This window comes from Psychrosphaera aquimarina, from assembly GCF_032461525.1.
Taxonomy (GTDB): domain Bacteria; phylum Pseudomonadota; class Gammaproteobacteria; order Enterobacterales; family Alteromonadaceae; genus Psychrosphaera; species Psychrosphaera aquimarina.
The window spans coordinates 526,580-540,392 of sequence record NZ_JAWCUA010000010.1; the positions used below are offsets into that span (position 1 = coordinate 526,580).

Below are 13,813 nucleotides of genomic sequence, written 5' to 3' on the forward strand. Positions count from 1 at the left end.
AGTTTATCTTGTTCGACAAGTTTGTTGTTAGCATAATTTTAGTTATTTCGATTGTAATACAATCGTTTACGGCTATTGCTGCGCCAAGCAATGATCATCAACTTGATATACAGCATATTCAAAGTGAACATAATCATAGTGATGATTTACAGTTAAAAAATAGCAGTGTGATACAACAAGAACATAATATATCCGACTGTCATCATTGTGGGCATTGCACTGGTACTCATTTGTCTTGGATATTAGTGAAAAGTGTCATAACGCCAATTTCAGCCGTTAATATTCAATTTATCCCATATCAAAATTCAGCTTATAGCGAAGTTTTCGAAGCTTCCTTTAGACCTCCTAGATCTTAATTTATTTATCAAATACTTGAGCCTTTTGGCTCGCCATTAAAATAAATAATTAAGAGATTTTATGTATACATTAAAAAACAATACAGGTTTGTTCCTGTGTGTCTTTATGGCTGTGACTTTTATGATCACAGCTCCATTAGCCGCTGCGTCTAAGTTCGCTTTGCTTGAGCAAGAGAATGCCCAAGAGAATGAAACTGATCACGAAGAGGGGATTAACTTAAGTGCTGCTCAAATGAAGATTGCAGGTATTAAGGTCAATCCTGTTATTTCAAAAATACAATACAGTACGATTTACGCGCCAGGTGAAGTGAAAGCGAACGGTTATAAAAGTTATGTTGTTTCACCTCGGACTGAATCCGTCATTATCAACAGACATGCCATATTAGGTGAACATGTTGAAGTTGGGCAGAAACTCGTTACCTTGTTTAGCGAGTCAATGGCACAAGCACAAGCCGATTATTTAATAGCGTCTACTGAATGGCATCGCCTGCAAAAACTAGATAGCCAAACAGTGAGCGAAAGCCAATTAGTCTTGGTTGAAACTACCTTTAATGCAGCTTATGGCAAGCTCATCGCATTTGGTTTAACTGAGCAAACGATTAAAGATATTACCAATATAGATACTCGATTATTTGGTCAATATTCGTTGGTTGCTCAAAGTGCGGGTGTGGTTTTGCAAGATGACTTTTACCAAGGTCAACGTGTGGCGGTAGGTGATGTCGTTATGCTGTTAGCCGATGAAGATGACTTATGGGTAGAAGCGAAAGTATCTCCTAACAAAAAACTTAATGTCTCCATTAATTCTCCAGCGGTTGTTTCTTTGGGTAATCAAGATTACACAGCCAAAGTCATTCAAGAAGCTCACACCATAGATCCCATTACCCGCACAAGAACCATACGCTTGTCGGTAGATAACCATGAAGATAGTTTGCACTCAGGCATGTTTGTCAAAATAAACTTTCAATTTGCCACCACCAATAAAGTAATGGCGGTGCCAGAAGAAGCTTTGGTACGTGGTGCTGATGGAGATTGGATTGTTTTTGTTGAAGATCATCCCGGTGAATTTAATGCGGTAGAAGTAGAGCTTGGTCGAGCGTTGGGTGACTTAAGAGAGATTAAAGGACTGATAAGTGGCACTCGCGTTGTGACTCAAGGGGCATTTTTTGTTGCCTCAGAAAAAGCCAAAGGCGGATTTGATCCGCATAACCATTAAGGAGTCTGTTATGTCTAATAAAACTAATTTTAACAAAGCAGAATCCAAACAAACTGTTTTTAGTAACTCAATTTTTAACAAGATCATAGATTGGTCTATTGATAATCGGTTTCTAGTTGTTCTTGCACTTGTCATAACAATGGCCATTGCCGTTATGACCATACCTAAATTGAACTTAGATGCATTTCCAGATGTAACTAATATTCAAGTGGCGGTGAATACCGAAGCGCCTGGGTTAGCCGCTGAAGAAGTAGAGCAACTAATAACGTATCCCATTGAAGCTGTAATGTATGCACTGCCAGATGTTGAGCAAGTAAGGTCAATATCAAAAACTGGTTTGTCTGATGTAACTGTGGTCTTTAAAGAGGGTACTGATATTTACTTTGCTCGCCAGCTTGTTTTTGAACGACTACAAGCTGCCAAAGAGTTAATCCCTGAAGGGGTTGGTACTCCTGAAATGGGGCCAAATACTTCTGGCTTAGGACAAGTATTTCAGTATTTGTTGATTGCCGACGAAAACTCCGAATATGACTCAATGAGTTTAAGAAGTTTAAACGACTGGATAGTGAAGTTGTTGATCATGCCGGTGGATGGGGTGACAGACGTACTCTCATTTGGTGGTCATGTTAAACAATACCAAGTGAATTTAGATCCCACCAAGTTACTGTCTTATGAATTAACCCAAAGCGATATTGTGCAAGCTCTGGAAGTAAACAATGCCAATGTTGGTGGTTGGTATATGAACCGTGGACAAGAGCAATTGGTTATACGGGGCACAGGTTGGTTTAAAAGTGGCAATCAAGGCATAAGCGAGATTAACCAAGTACCTGTTAAAAGCGTAAATGGCGCAGTGGTAACTTTATCAGATGTGGCCAAAGTACAGATTGGCAGTGAGATAAGACAAGGCGCTGTTACGTTAACGCAACGATCAGATAACAATGAAGTTAAATCGTATGGCGAAGTGGTATCAGGCATAGTTCTTAAACGTATGGGGTCAAATACTAACGCGGCTATTGGTGGCCTAAATGCCAAGTTACCGTTAATTCAACAAGCACTGCCAAAAGGTGTGCGATTTGAGGCTTTGTATGATCAATCGGACTTGATAGAGCAAGCGGTTAATACGGTTGTTGAAGCATTGACGTTGGCATTTATCTTTATCTTTATTGTGTTAGCTCTGTTTTTAATGAACTTAAGGGCAACATTATTGGTATTGGTCTCTATTCCTATTTCAATCGCCATTGCTTTAATGGTCATGGCTTGGTGGGGGATTTCCGCTAACTTAATGTCGCTAGGTGGCATCACAGTTGCGATAGGTATGCTGGTGGATGGTTCTGTAGTGATGGTTGAGAACATGTTTAAACAGCTTGCACTTGAAGAAACAAAAGCGCTTAAAGAAAAAAGTATAAACAGTAAAACTTCAGGAATAGAAGCAAGGTTAAAACAAGCCGGTAAAGAAGTGGCAAGGTCAGTATTTTTTGCAGCCTCTATTATTTTAGTGGTTTTTGCGCCTTTATTTAGCTTTGAGGGCGTGGAAGCTAAGTTGTTTCAACCTATGGCAATTAGTATTATTTTAGCGGTGGTTTCTGCCATTATTGTTGCTTTGATTGTGGTGCCTGCTTTGGCTGCGTATATGTTTAAAAACGGCGTAAAACCACGTAAAAGTTTGGTTTTGAAGCCACTTGATAGACTTTATAAAACAACGCTAAAGGTAGCATTACTGCATACTAAAAAAGTGATGTTGATATCAATTATGTTAGTGATATCTGCAATCATGGTCATTCCATATATAGGCACTGAATTTGTACCAGAGTTAGAAGAGGGCACTATTAATTTAAGAGTCACACTAGCCCCTTCTGCTAGTTTAGAAACCGCCTTGTCGGTGGCTCCGATTTTAGAGCAAAAACTAATGATGTTTCCGGAGGTGACTTATGCGTTAAGCCGCATTGGTCGTCCAGAAATTGGTGGTGATCCAGAACCTGTAAACAACATTGAGATATACATAGGCTTGAAACCAGTATCGGAGTGGACAAGTGCCAATAATCGTTATGAACTTCAAGATTTAATGGAGCGCAGTTTAGAACAATATCCTGGTTTGTTATTAAACTTTTCACAACCTATTGCCACTCGTGTTGATGAGCTATTGTCAGGTGTAAAAGCCCAACTTGCCATTAAGTTATTTGGCCCTGAACTAGATGTATTAGCGGCAAAAGGTAAAGAGATAGAAAGCCTAATAAAAACAATTGAAGGTACAAGAGATGTCGCTATGGAACAAATAACCGGTGAAGCCCAGCTGGTTATTGAACCCAATAGACAAGAGCTTTCAAGGTTTGGTTTAGCGGTGGGCGACATAATGAACTTAGTCAAAGATGGGATTGGAGGTGTTGCTGCAGGACAAATTATTAACGGTAATGAACGTTATGACATTTATGTGCGTTTACAGGATAACTACCGTAATAATATAGAAGCCATCTCTGATATTCGCTTGAGATCACCAAGTGGTGCGTGGGTAAGATTAGGCGATGTTGCCAGTGTTTCTTATCAGTCAGGTGCACCACAAGTAAGAAGGGATGATGTACAACGCAGAGTAGTAATCCAAGCTAATGTGCAAGGTCGAGATATGGGCAGCGTAGTAGCTGATATTGAGGCTCAGATCAGTAAAGAGGTAGCTTTGCCTGCAGGTTATTCAGTTGATATTGGTGGTCAGTTTGAAAACCAACAACGAGCTCAAAAACGACTCTCTATTGTTGTGCCTATTTCATTAGCGTTAATCGCCTTATTGCTTTATTTTGCTTTTGGCTCGGTGGGACAAGCGTTATTGATATTAGTGAATGTGCCATTGGCTGTGATTGGAGGAGTATTTGCGCTGTATATGACAGATCAGTATTTGTCAGTGCCTAGTGCCATAGGATTTATTACTTTATTTGGCGTGGCGGTATTAAATGGCGTGGTAATGGTAGAAAGCATAAACCAACGCATAGCCGATGGATTAGACAGTAGCAAAGCTGTTTTTGATGGCGCAACTTCCAGGTTAAGACCTGTATTGATGACCGCTATTACATCAGCATTGGGCTTAATTCCAATGTTAATGTCGGATGGTGTTGGCGCTGAAATACAAAGACCCCTTGCTACGGTTATTGTTGGCGGATTAGTTACTGCAACCTTATTAACTCTGTTTGTATTACCTGTTTTGTACAATGGGTTTTCAAAACAAAAAGTTAACTCACTGCACCACTTATCTAGCCATTAACATTAACCGTATTTTGTCCATTGATTTGAGCGTTAACAATCAGAAAGTTTGAGTTTGATTGTTAACGCTATTTCAAATTTCTAAGCTAATAATTTAGTGTTGTTTGTCATTTAAACAACTGATAAGTTATTGTCATTATTAAATAAAATATAACACTCACCTATGGGGATGATATGGATTCCAAAATAGAATTGATAGAAGGCACTGATATTATCAAAGTGTCTTATCGAGGTGACGTAACATTAGATGAACGCGTTAATTGTGTTGAACAAATCTGTGTTGAATACAAAGCGTTAGAAAGCTGTATAAAAATACTGATTGACGCTCAAGAGGTAACGGAAGTCATGAGTGAAGTTGAACAAACCTTGTTTGCTAACTATATTGCCTCGAGAGAAGAACTTGAAGGCGCTCGCGTTGCTGTGTTAGTAAAACCAGAACAACTTATTAATAATACCGTCATAGAACAAGCTACAATACTTGGTCATAAGACTAAGTTGTTTAATGACATCTATATTGCATTAAACTGGCTAAATGAAACTGAGTGAGTGTATTTTCTTCACTACACCTTATTACTTAACATTGTTTTGGATATAAACATGAGCCGTATAGCTGTTATTTTTTTCATACTTATTTCGTTGGCCGCTTGTGCTTGTATCACTGACGCTCCAGTCACTAAGGAGCAGAAAAAAGCCACCGTTTTTATCTCAAATGGCAAAACCCAATGTCAGGATAACGCTTTGCCGATAAATACGACTAAACGTGATTTATTAGCGGCTGGCATTGACGTTATGTCGCAGAGTTGTGGGGTATTAACCGGTAGGATGTACGCGAGTGTTTGCGGTGGACAAACAGGGCAAGTTCATTTATTTGTCATAGATATAGCCAATGTAGAAAAAGCCAAGGCACTTGGTTTTTCTCAGGTAGATGATACCGCTCTTGGTATACGTGAGATTGAGTGTGTGAGTGCTCAACCGAATAAAACGACAATCTAATATTAATCTATTACTAAGACCCAATAAAAGCCAAAAAGGGTTTGAAGTTACATAGGTTTTAACAATGGAATATAAAAAATCCAATCAATTCTTTCGTTCATTTATCAAGTATTTAATTTCGGTGATCTTAACCATTACCATATTAGAGTTAGTTGATGTTGACGCTACTAAAGCTAATGTTTTTGCTTTTGAAAAATTTTCTTTAGCGGTATTAGTACTTTTTGCTATTTGTTTATTTACTTTTGATGAAATGCAAAATGGCATTATCAAATGGTATTGTCATATGGTAAACGGGAAGAATAAAAAGTAAGCCGTAGGTATGTTAATGCATTGCTTTAATTAGGTTTTCGATAGAAAACGTTAATGGATTTTTATGCGTTTGACTAAAGCGAGAAAAATCAATCTGATTTATTTTACCTTGAGTCATAAGCTGTTTAAATCCTTTATAATGAGGGCTTAAACTGGACTCAAAAATATTTATCTGTTGGACTGTTTTTTCCTGATTTAATTGATTGTTTGCGATATCGTTTATCATCACTAATGCCATGGCGCCCAGTGTTACATGGCCTCCAAGGGATAAGTCGACAGGGTACTCTGGTTCGTCGAAGTCCCAATTAATCCCACCAATAATTACAGGGTAATTGATTTTAGCATCGGTTACGGCCTTTTTAGCTCCAAATGCCATAGCATCATTAGCAGCCCAAATGATATTGATTTGAGCGTGCCATAAAATACCTTTGGTTTTGTAATAAGCCATTTCTTTAGACCAATTGCTGACACTACTGTCAATTAACTGAGCTTTGTTTTTTTGTAATGCCTGATGAAAACCTTGTTCTCGTTGTAACGACGCTGGCGTTGTGTAATCACCTTGTAGGGCTAATAATTTAGGTGGAGTAGTTGTCGTGACTTGCTGGTGGAATATATTAAATAAACCTTCTAATAGTTGTACTCCAGCAATTGAATTGTTTGGAGTAACACTGCCTTTAATTAGGCTTTTTTGTTGTTCAGTTAACTTTGATAGATCTTTGTTATTTAGGGTGTTTAGTAGCATAAATATTGGAATGTTATGCGGGGCTAACGTCTTAATGATGTTAACAGCGATGCCTTTTTCGTTAACCAGTACAACATAATCCGGATCTAATTTTATAATAGTAGTGGCTAGAGATTTCATAAAGATATGATCTCTATTGGCATGGACTGTGGTTAGCTTAATATTTAAGTCTTGTGCCGCTGCATCCATAAATGTTGTAACTTTGGACCAAAAACTCCCAGTCGCATTTTCATCAGGGTGACCAGGGTTAAGGAATACAATGTTTAGTGCCGCAATAGAGCTGAAGCTAGGTAAGAATACAAAAATAAAAATAACAGAATAGCGGCAAAGAACTTGATTCATATTTTTGTTTTACTTGAAGTGATTTTTCTAAAGTATAAATGAGTTGAGGTGATGGTTAAAGGGAATAGATTTCCAAACTTGAATAGTTAACATTTAATGTACAAAAATCGCGTTTATTTTTAATAACTTGTGATTTTATTTTTACATTGTTAGTTGTTCAAGTTAGAGTTTCAGACTAATTATTTTATGCTTCTTGTAACAGAGAAGAAAAAAACATGGAGTTTAATGTGAAACAACAGTTACTCACTTTATTTGTAGCGGTTGGGCTATTTATGCCGAACTTAGTTACAGCGTCTGAACTCAAACTTGAAGCGTGTTTTGTTTCAGGGGTTAAGAGTAAAGCTTTATGTGGCAAACTTGATGTTGCTGAAAATCCAGCATTAGATATTTCCGAAGCCAATACGCTCTCTTTGAATGTGGTGGTATTGCCTAAGTTTAAAGAACAAAGTAAAGAACTACCAATGATGTTCTTAGCTGGCGGCCCAGGTCAAGCAGCTACTGAGTTAGCGGGAATGTTAAATAATCCACTGACAGAAATTAGACAAGAACATGACATTATTTTGATAGACCAACGTGGAACCGGTCAATCTAATGGGTTGCTGTGTGACGCTCAGGAATACATTGACCCTTTAGTCATTGATAGTAACGACGTTGATATTGAGCAAGAAGTAAAAGACTGTTTAACCAGTTTTGCTGATCATCACTTACCAAGTTATAACACTTACCAGTCAATCGAAGATTTTGAAGCGGTACGCCAAGCGTTAGGTTATCAAAAGGTTCATATATTTGGTGGTTCTTATGGAACAAGAGCTGGTTTTGCTTATTTAAAGAACCATCCAGAGTCGATTCAAACAGCGACATTAGATAGCAATGCCCCGATGGAAATGATCGTCGGTTTTTTTGGTAAATCATCAGAACGAGCATTCGATTTTTTAGTTGAAGATTGTAAAGCACACAAGTATTGCAATGAATCTTACCCTAACTTAAAACAAGATTATTTAAACTTGTTAGCGCAGTTAGAAAAGCCAATAACACAATCTATGTATCATCCAATTACGGGCAAAAAAATCGATATAATTCTTACAAAAAGTAAAGTGACAGAAACATTAAGAACCACTTTATATGCTTTATCTTCACGTCAATTATTGCCTTATATCGTAAATTCATCTGCGCAAGGTGATTTCCGTCCGTTAGCGGCTTTGATGAGCCAAGTTAATAGTACTGAACACACACCTGGAAGTTTATATACCGGTCTCACAATGAATATTATTTGTAATGAAGATATGCCCCGAGCTGTTCAGTCTGACTTTAGTAAAGATGCGAACAACTATTTTAATGGTGAGTTAGGGTTTACTAACTTTACTGATATTTGTAAATTTTGGCCAAAATGGCAAGCACCTGCGGACTTTGCTGAGCCAGTAACTGTCGATGTGCCAGTATTATTATTCTCTGGGAAATATGACCCTGTTACGCCGCCTGCATATGGTGAGATGGCAGACAATTCATTACCTAATTCAAAACACGTAGTTATTAAAAATGGCTCACATGTGGCGTCCTTAAGAATGTGCATGGATGCAGTTAAACAATTTATGCAAAGTGGTACGTTTGAAAGTGTCGACTTTAGCTGTGCAGATAAACCTGTACCTAACTTATTTTTCACTAACTTAAATCAACTTCATTAAAAAGGATCATCAAATGTTACAGGTAAATAATTTAGTCAAACATTTTGGCGATGTGAAAGCGTTAGATGATTTAAGTTTTTCAGCTGAAGACGGACAAATAACCGGTATCCTTGGGCCAAATGGTGCGGGTAAAACCACAGCGTTACGTGTGTTATATGGTTTGTTAAAAGCGGAACAGGGGACTGGCCTTATTAATGGAGTGGACAGTCAAATTTCACCTCAACTTGCACGTAAAGAAATAGGTATATTCCCTGACAAGTTTGGGTTGTACGAAAGATTAACCGCACGTGAACAAATAGCTTATTTTGCCGGTTTACATGGCTTAAAAGGTGATGAAAAAGAACAAGCGTTAAATGATGTTATAACAAAGTTAGATATATCTGATATAGCTGATCGTCGTTGTGAAGGTTTTTCACAAGGTCAACGTATGAAAGTGATTATTGCCCAAGCTTTAGTACATCAGCCGCAAAACTTAATTTTAGATGAGCCTACTCGTGGACTTGATGTGATGAGTACTCGTATATTAAGAGATATTTTGTTGGAGTTAAAACAACAAGGTAAATGTATCTTATTTTCATCCCATGTTATGCAAGAAGTCGCCGCGTTATGCGACAAAGTTATCGTGGTTGCTAATGGTAAAGTTGCAGCAGTTGGTACCCCACAAGAATTATGTGAGCGTACTGGAAAAACTGAATTAGAAGAAGCATTTGTAGCATTGATTGGTAGCGACGAAGGGATAGCGGCATGATAAAAACATTATTTACTAAAGAATTTTTAGATTCAATCCGTGATAAACGCTCAGTATTTGCAGCTTTGTTGGGGGCCTTTTTACCACCAATTATGTTTGCAGTAATGATGACGTTTGTATTAGAAGAGTCTACGTCTGTTGATGAACTATATATAACTATAGAGAATCAGCAACAAGCCCCTCATATAGTTGAGTTATTAGAGCAAGGCAAAATTTTACACGCAGATATGCCTGAGAAAGGTAAAGATTTTGAACTAGATGGCGAAACGGTTGAGCATTCAAAAATAACTATTACATTTGAAGATTCTTTTGCAGAAAAAATGCATCGTGGTGAAAAAGCCACAATAACATTATTAACGGATTACTCTAAAAAAGGTGCCAGAGATGAAGTTTGGCGTGTGAAAAATGTAATTAATAGTTATCAGAGTCAATTGGTGGCAATGAAACTTGTAGCCCGTGGAGTGTCGCCCTCATTACTAAGCGCTATTCATATTGAAGAAAATGATACCAGTACACCATCGTCTAAGTCGGCGTTACTATTGGGTATGTTAGGTGTGATGATCATGGTTGCTGTGTTTGTATCGTCAACTAATGTGGCGATAGATTGTAGCGCAGGTGAGCGTGAGCGTAATTCTTTAGAGCTTTTGATCATGCAGCCTGTCAGTACTATGCAAGTAGTATTAGCTAAAACGATGAATACAGCATTTTTTGGAATTGTTGGTGCTACACTTAGTGTTGTGTTCACCGCCATTGCTATTCCGTTTATACCGCTTCACAAAGCAGGTATGGCATTCAACTTTGACTTCCAGTTAGGTATGACTATTTGGTTATTATTAGTGCCTTTAGCCTTGTTTGCAGCTGCATTCCAACTGGCCACTGCGTTTCATGCTAAATCGTTTAAAGAAGCACAATCCTATATTCAATACACAGTTATGGTGCCGATTATAGTCCCTATGATGCTTGAGATTGTGAATTATAAAAATGAAGTGTTAAGTTATATTCCAATATTTGCGCAACAGCAGGCGATTAGCCAGTTAATTCGTGGAGAATTGGATAGCTATATGCCTTTATTAGCGGGCTCTGTAGTGACGGTCATAACTTCGTTAGTAATTATTAAAGTGATTGCTAACTCGTTAAAATCTGAAAAAGTAGTACTGGGTTTATAGTCATTACCCTTTTTTAAGACGGGTCAGATTAATAAAAAAGAGCCAATAGGCTCTTTTTTATTTGTTTAATTTTTTATTGAAATCTGCACTCACTATATCCAACGCTTTTACCACTACATTAGGATCAATTTTGTTTGATTCTAACAAGTAAATTAAATCAACCGCTAATTGGATATGTTCATCTGCGGACTCTAATTGTTTTGTAACTTCATCCGTTTCAGTTGTGCGTTGATCTTTCAATTTATATTTCTCGTTCTTCACGTGATTCCATGAATTCTAAGGCTCTGACAATAGATTCTTTTACGTTCATTTCCATTTCAAAACGTTCCGCTGCAGGCATATAAAAAGCCAAATCTACTTCGTGTCTAATGTACTTTGAAGGTAATTGATTTAAAACGATGCAGCATAAGTCCGATAAAAATTCGTTTGAAAAACGTTTATCTAATTTATGTAAAGTGATGTAGTCGATAACGAGCTTTTCGTAATAATTGTGTATGTCGTCATTAAGTTGCATAAATTTTCCTATCTAAAATGTGCGCTACTTATGACAGTAGCACCGTATTTGAGATTATAGAGCATATTACTGATTTATCACCGAATGAATGTGGCAATAGCGGCATTAATAAGTTGTAAATGCACTGCGGTAAGTGCATTAATATCTCGTTGATAGCCGCCACCAATCACCGCCACGATTGGAATATGGTTTTGTTTTGCTAAGTCAAATACCAAACAATCTCTTTGATAAATACCTTGTGTGGTTATATTCAATAACCCTAAGTCATCATCTTCATGAATATCTACGCCAGCATCATAAATAATAAAGTCAGGTTTAAAAGAGTAAAACGCGGTTGTTAACACGTCTTTAACTTGAGCTAAATAGGCTTCATCCTCAATATGCTTTTCAAGCCCAATATCCCAGTCACTTTGCTGTTTCCTCGCTGGGAAGTTCTTTTCACAATGGATAGACAAACTGAATATATTAGGGTTGTCTTCAACGCACGTGGCGGTTCCGTCCCCCTGATGAACATCACAATCAAAGATAAGTACGCGGTTAGCTTTACCTTGTTCAATTAATGTATGGGCGGCAATGGATAAATCATTAAACACACAAAAGCCAGAACCAAAGTCAGGGTGAGCATGGTGATACCCACCAGTCAGGTTTATAGCAATATCATGTTCTGTTGCTAATTGTGCTGCCTGCAAAGTGCCGCCTACAGCGGTTAAGGTACGTTGTACAAATTGTTCTGACCAAGGAAAGCCAATTCGTTTCATTTCTTTAGTGGAGAGCTGATTATGAATAAAATCATCAACGTATTTAGCATTATGTATTTGTAATAACTTAGCTCTAGTAATAGGCGCTTTTACAAGGTTTACACTTACTTTAGATGAAAACTTATTTATAGCTGCAGTTTTTAAACTTAAATATTTCTGGATTGGAAACCTGTGATTCTTAGGCAAGTCGAGTTGACTATAAATAGGATGAAATACTAAAGGCAATGAGGTTAATGGCATATTGGTCGTTTATATAATTTGAGCTAGTTATTGTTATCTAGTTTCTGAATTGATTCTTCAACTTTACTTAAGGCCTGACGGCAACGTCCAAGCCTTTGTTGGTTGGTGAGTACTTCTTGTTGTAACGCAGGCCTATTGCTCATGCCTTTGTACATAGTTAATTGTTGTTGTGATAAGTTGACCTTATCTAATAATCGACGTTCAAATTCTTGTAACTTTGATAATTCAGCATATAACTCTTGGCTTGATTGTGAAGCTTGCAAAGTAAATTGTTTGGTTTTGTTTAAATTTCGTATTCGATCTTTGCTGTATTGGTTGTTTCTTACGTTAATATCGTTTGATTTAACAAATCGTTTGAGACAAGAGAATTGTTGAGTGACTCTTTCGGATAGATAACTTACATGCTGTTCGTTGTTTACGCTGGCCAATTTATCAATGGTTGTTTTTAACTCAATTAAATAATCATCAATATCGTCACTGTGTGTTGAAAAGCCAGACGAGCGAAATATTTCGCTATTAGCAAACCACTGTTTCGAGCTGAGCTTTAATCCTTTTATAGATTGTTCAAGCATTTGAAACTGCGTGTTTAATTGATTGATTAATGCATTCATAGTATTTGAGTATCATTTATAAAAACAGAAGTCGATTGAATTAACATAGGTGTTTATAAGCTCCAAGCATCAAAGGCCAGTTTAACCGCCATGCATGATACAACGATGGTAAACACAGGGCGGATGAACTTGTTGCCATACTTAATGGCTGATCTCGCCCCCGAATACGACCCTAACATTAAAAAGCCACCCATTAATAATCCAATGGTAAAGTTAACATAACCTAAGTAGATGAAAGCAAATAAAGAAAATATATTACTTATGAAATTCATGGTTCTGGCAACACCAGAAGCAAGTAAAATGTTGAGGCGATATAAAAATAAATTACTCACAGTCCAAAAGGCACCTGTGCCAGGACCAGCAAATCCGTCGTAGAAACCTAAGGTTAATCCTTGACTAATTTGTTTGGTTTTCAAAGTGGAGTTAATGGTAGGAAGTTGATTAGAGTCCTCTTCTTTTACTCGGTTAAATAATGCATAAATTGCACTAAAGCCGATGAAGATGGGTAATATTTTATTTAAGTTACTCGCGTCGATAAAACTGACAATTATGGTACCGGCGATCGCGCCGACGGCTGTTGATATAAAACTTAACTTCCAAAATGACGGTGAAAATAATTGTCTCTTATAAAAAGTATAACTCGCCATTAATGAACCAAACGTGGCAGCAAGTTTATTTGTGCCAAGTACAACATGCGGTGACATGCCAGAAGATAACAAAACCGGGACAGTTAATAATCCGCCACCGCCAGCAATAGCATCGATATAACCTGCCGCGAAAGCTGTTAAAATCAGAATGCCGATTATGGAAGGTGATAAATTTATAAACTCGGCAAACTCTGTAATCCAGCTCACAAAAACTCCGTGGTATTGTATTTTATGTAGCTAACATGA

15 protein-coding genes are annotated in these 13,813 nt (G+C 37.5%); 9 read left to right on the forward strand and 6 right to left on the reverse strand.

The genetic code is table 11. From position 1 onward, the window contains the following. Nucleotides 1-8: 8 nt before the first annotated feature. The 6 genes from RT723_RS14365 (at nucleotide 9) to RT723_RS14390 (ending at nucleotide 6,118) form a co-directional block, all read left to right on the forward strand. Nucleotides 9-356 (forward strand): hypothetical protein, encoded by a 348-nt coding sequence (locus tag RT723_RS14365; RefSeq protein ID WP_216054602.1) that lies wholly within the window; start codon nucleotides 9-11, stop codon nucleotides 354-356. A 61-nt stretch (nucleotides 357-417) separates the two neighbouring features. Then, complete coding sequence (locus tag RT723_RS14370) at nucleotides 418-1,569, forward strand: efflux RND transporter periplasmic adaptor subunit (RefSeq protein ID WP_315947761.1); 1,152 nt, start codon at nucleotides 418-420, stop codon at nucleotides 1,567-1,569. A gap of 70 nt (nucleotides 1,570-1,639) precedes the next feature. Beyond that, nucleotides 1,640-4,816 carry an efflux RND transporter permease subunit gene (locus tag RT723_RS14375; RefSeq protein WP_315948539.1) on the forward strand — a complete coding sequence of 1,059 codons (3,177 nt, stop codon included), beginning with the start codon at nucleotides 1,640-1,642 and terminating at the stop codon, nucleotides 4,814-4,816. 173 nt (nucleotides 4,817-4,989) lie between these two features. After that, on the forward strand, nucleotides 4,990-5,361 hold the full coding sequence (locus RT723_RS14380; RefSeq protein ID WP_216054604.1) for a hypothetical protein: 372 nt from the start codon (nucleotides 4,990-4,992) through the stop codon (nucleotides 5,359-5,361). Nucleotides 5,362-5,412: 51 nt separating this feature from the next. After that, nucleotides 5,413-5,808 carry a hypothetical protein gene (locus RT723_RS14385; RefSeq protein ID WP_315947763.1) on the forward strand — a complete coding sequence of 132 codons (396 nt, stop codon included), beginning with the start codon at nucleotides 5,413-5,415 and terminating at the stop codon, nucleotides 5,806-5,808. Between the two features lie 64 nt (nucleotides 5,809-5,872). Continuing rightward, nucleotides 5,873-6,118, forward strand: coding sequence for a hypothetical protein (locus RT723_RS14390; RefSeq protein WP_216054606.1), 246 nt, complete (start codon nucleotides 5,873-5,875; stop codon nucleotides 6,116-6,118). 12 nt (nucleotides 6,119-6,130) lie between these two features. On the opposite strand, the gene RT723_RS14395 is transcribed toward RT723_RS14390, so the two are convergent. Next, nucleotides 6,131-7,201, reverse strand: a complete 1,071-nt coding sequence (locus RT723_RS14395; protein ID WP_315947765.1) for an ABC transporter substrate-binding protein — start codon at nucleotides 7,199-7,201, stop codon at nucleotides 6,131-6,133. A gap of 227 nt (nucleotides 7,202-7,428) precedes the next feature. Here RT723_RS14395 and RT723_RS14400 point away from each other — a divergent pair, with 227 nt between their 5' ends. Genes RT723_RS14400 through RT723_RS14410 form a run of 3 tightly spaced genes read left to right on the forward strand, consistent with a single transcriptional unit; the run spans nucleotide 7,429 to nucleotide 10,797 of the window. After that, on the forward strand, nucleotides 7,429-8,883 hold the full coding sequence (locus RT723_RS14400; protein ID WP_315947767.1) for an alpha/beta fold hydrolase: 1,455 nt from the start codon (nucleotides 7,429-7,431) through the stop codon (nucleotides 8,881-8,883). A 13-nt stretch (nucleotides 8,884-8,896) separates the two neighbouring features. Beyond that, nucleotides 8,897-9,631, forward strand: a complete 735-nt coding sequence (locus RT723_RS14405) for an ABC transporter ATP-binding protein (RefSeq protein WP_315947769.1) — start codon at nucleotides 8,897-8,899, stop codon at nucleotides 9,629-9,631. Then, on the forward strand, nucleotides 9,628-10,797 hold the full coding sequence (locus tag RT723_RS14410) for an ABC transporter permease (protein WP_216054610.1): 1,170 nt from the start codon (nucleotides 9,628-9,630) through the stop codon (nucleotides 10,795-10,797). The genes RT723_RS14405 and RT723_RS14410 overlap by 4 nt, the downstream gene beginning before the upstream one ends. Nucleotides 10,798-10,854: 57 nt before the next feature. On the opposite strand, the gene RT723_RS14415 is transcribed toward RT723_RS14410, so the two are convergent. From RT723_RS14415 to RT723_RS14435, 5 genes are all read right to left on the reverse strand, one after another. Continuing rightward, entirely contained in the window at nucleotides 10,855-11,037 is a 183-nt protein-coding gene (locus RT723_RS14415) for a DUF2496 domain-containing protein (RefSeq protein ID WP_216054611.1), read from the reverse strand. A 1-nt stretch (nucleotide 11,038) separates the two neighbouring features. Next, entirely contained in the window at nucleotides 11,039-11,311 is a 273-nt protein-coding gene (locus RT723_RS14420; protein WP_216054612.1) for a late competence development ComFB family protein, read from the reverse strand. A 77-nt stretch (nucleotides 11,312-11,388) separates the two neighbouring features. Further along, entirely contained in the window at nucleotides 11,389-12,309 is a 921-nt protein-coding gene (locus tag RT723_RS14425; RefSeq protein ID WP_315947772.1) for a histone deacetylase family protein, read from the reverse strand. A 23-nt stretch (nucleotides 12,310-12,332) separates the two neighbouring features. Then, a complete protein-coding gene (gene priC / locus RT723_RS14430) occupies nucleotides 12,333-12,920 on the reverse strand; it encodes a primosomal replication protein PriC (protein ID WP_315947773.1) in 588 nt (195 codons plus the stop codon). A 53-nt stretch (nucleotides 12,921-12,973) separates the two neighbouring features. Beyond that, nucleotides 12,974-13,774, reverse strand: coding sequence for a TSUP family transporter (locus RT723_RS14435; RefSeq protein WP_428983674.1), 801 nt, complete (start codon nucleotides 13,772-13,774; stop codon nucleotides 12,974-12,976). Nucleotides 13,775-13,813 lie beyond the last annotated feature (39 nt).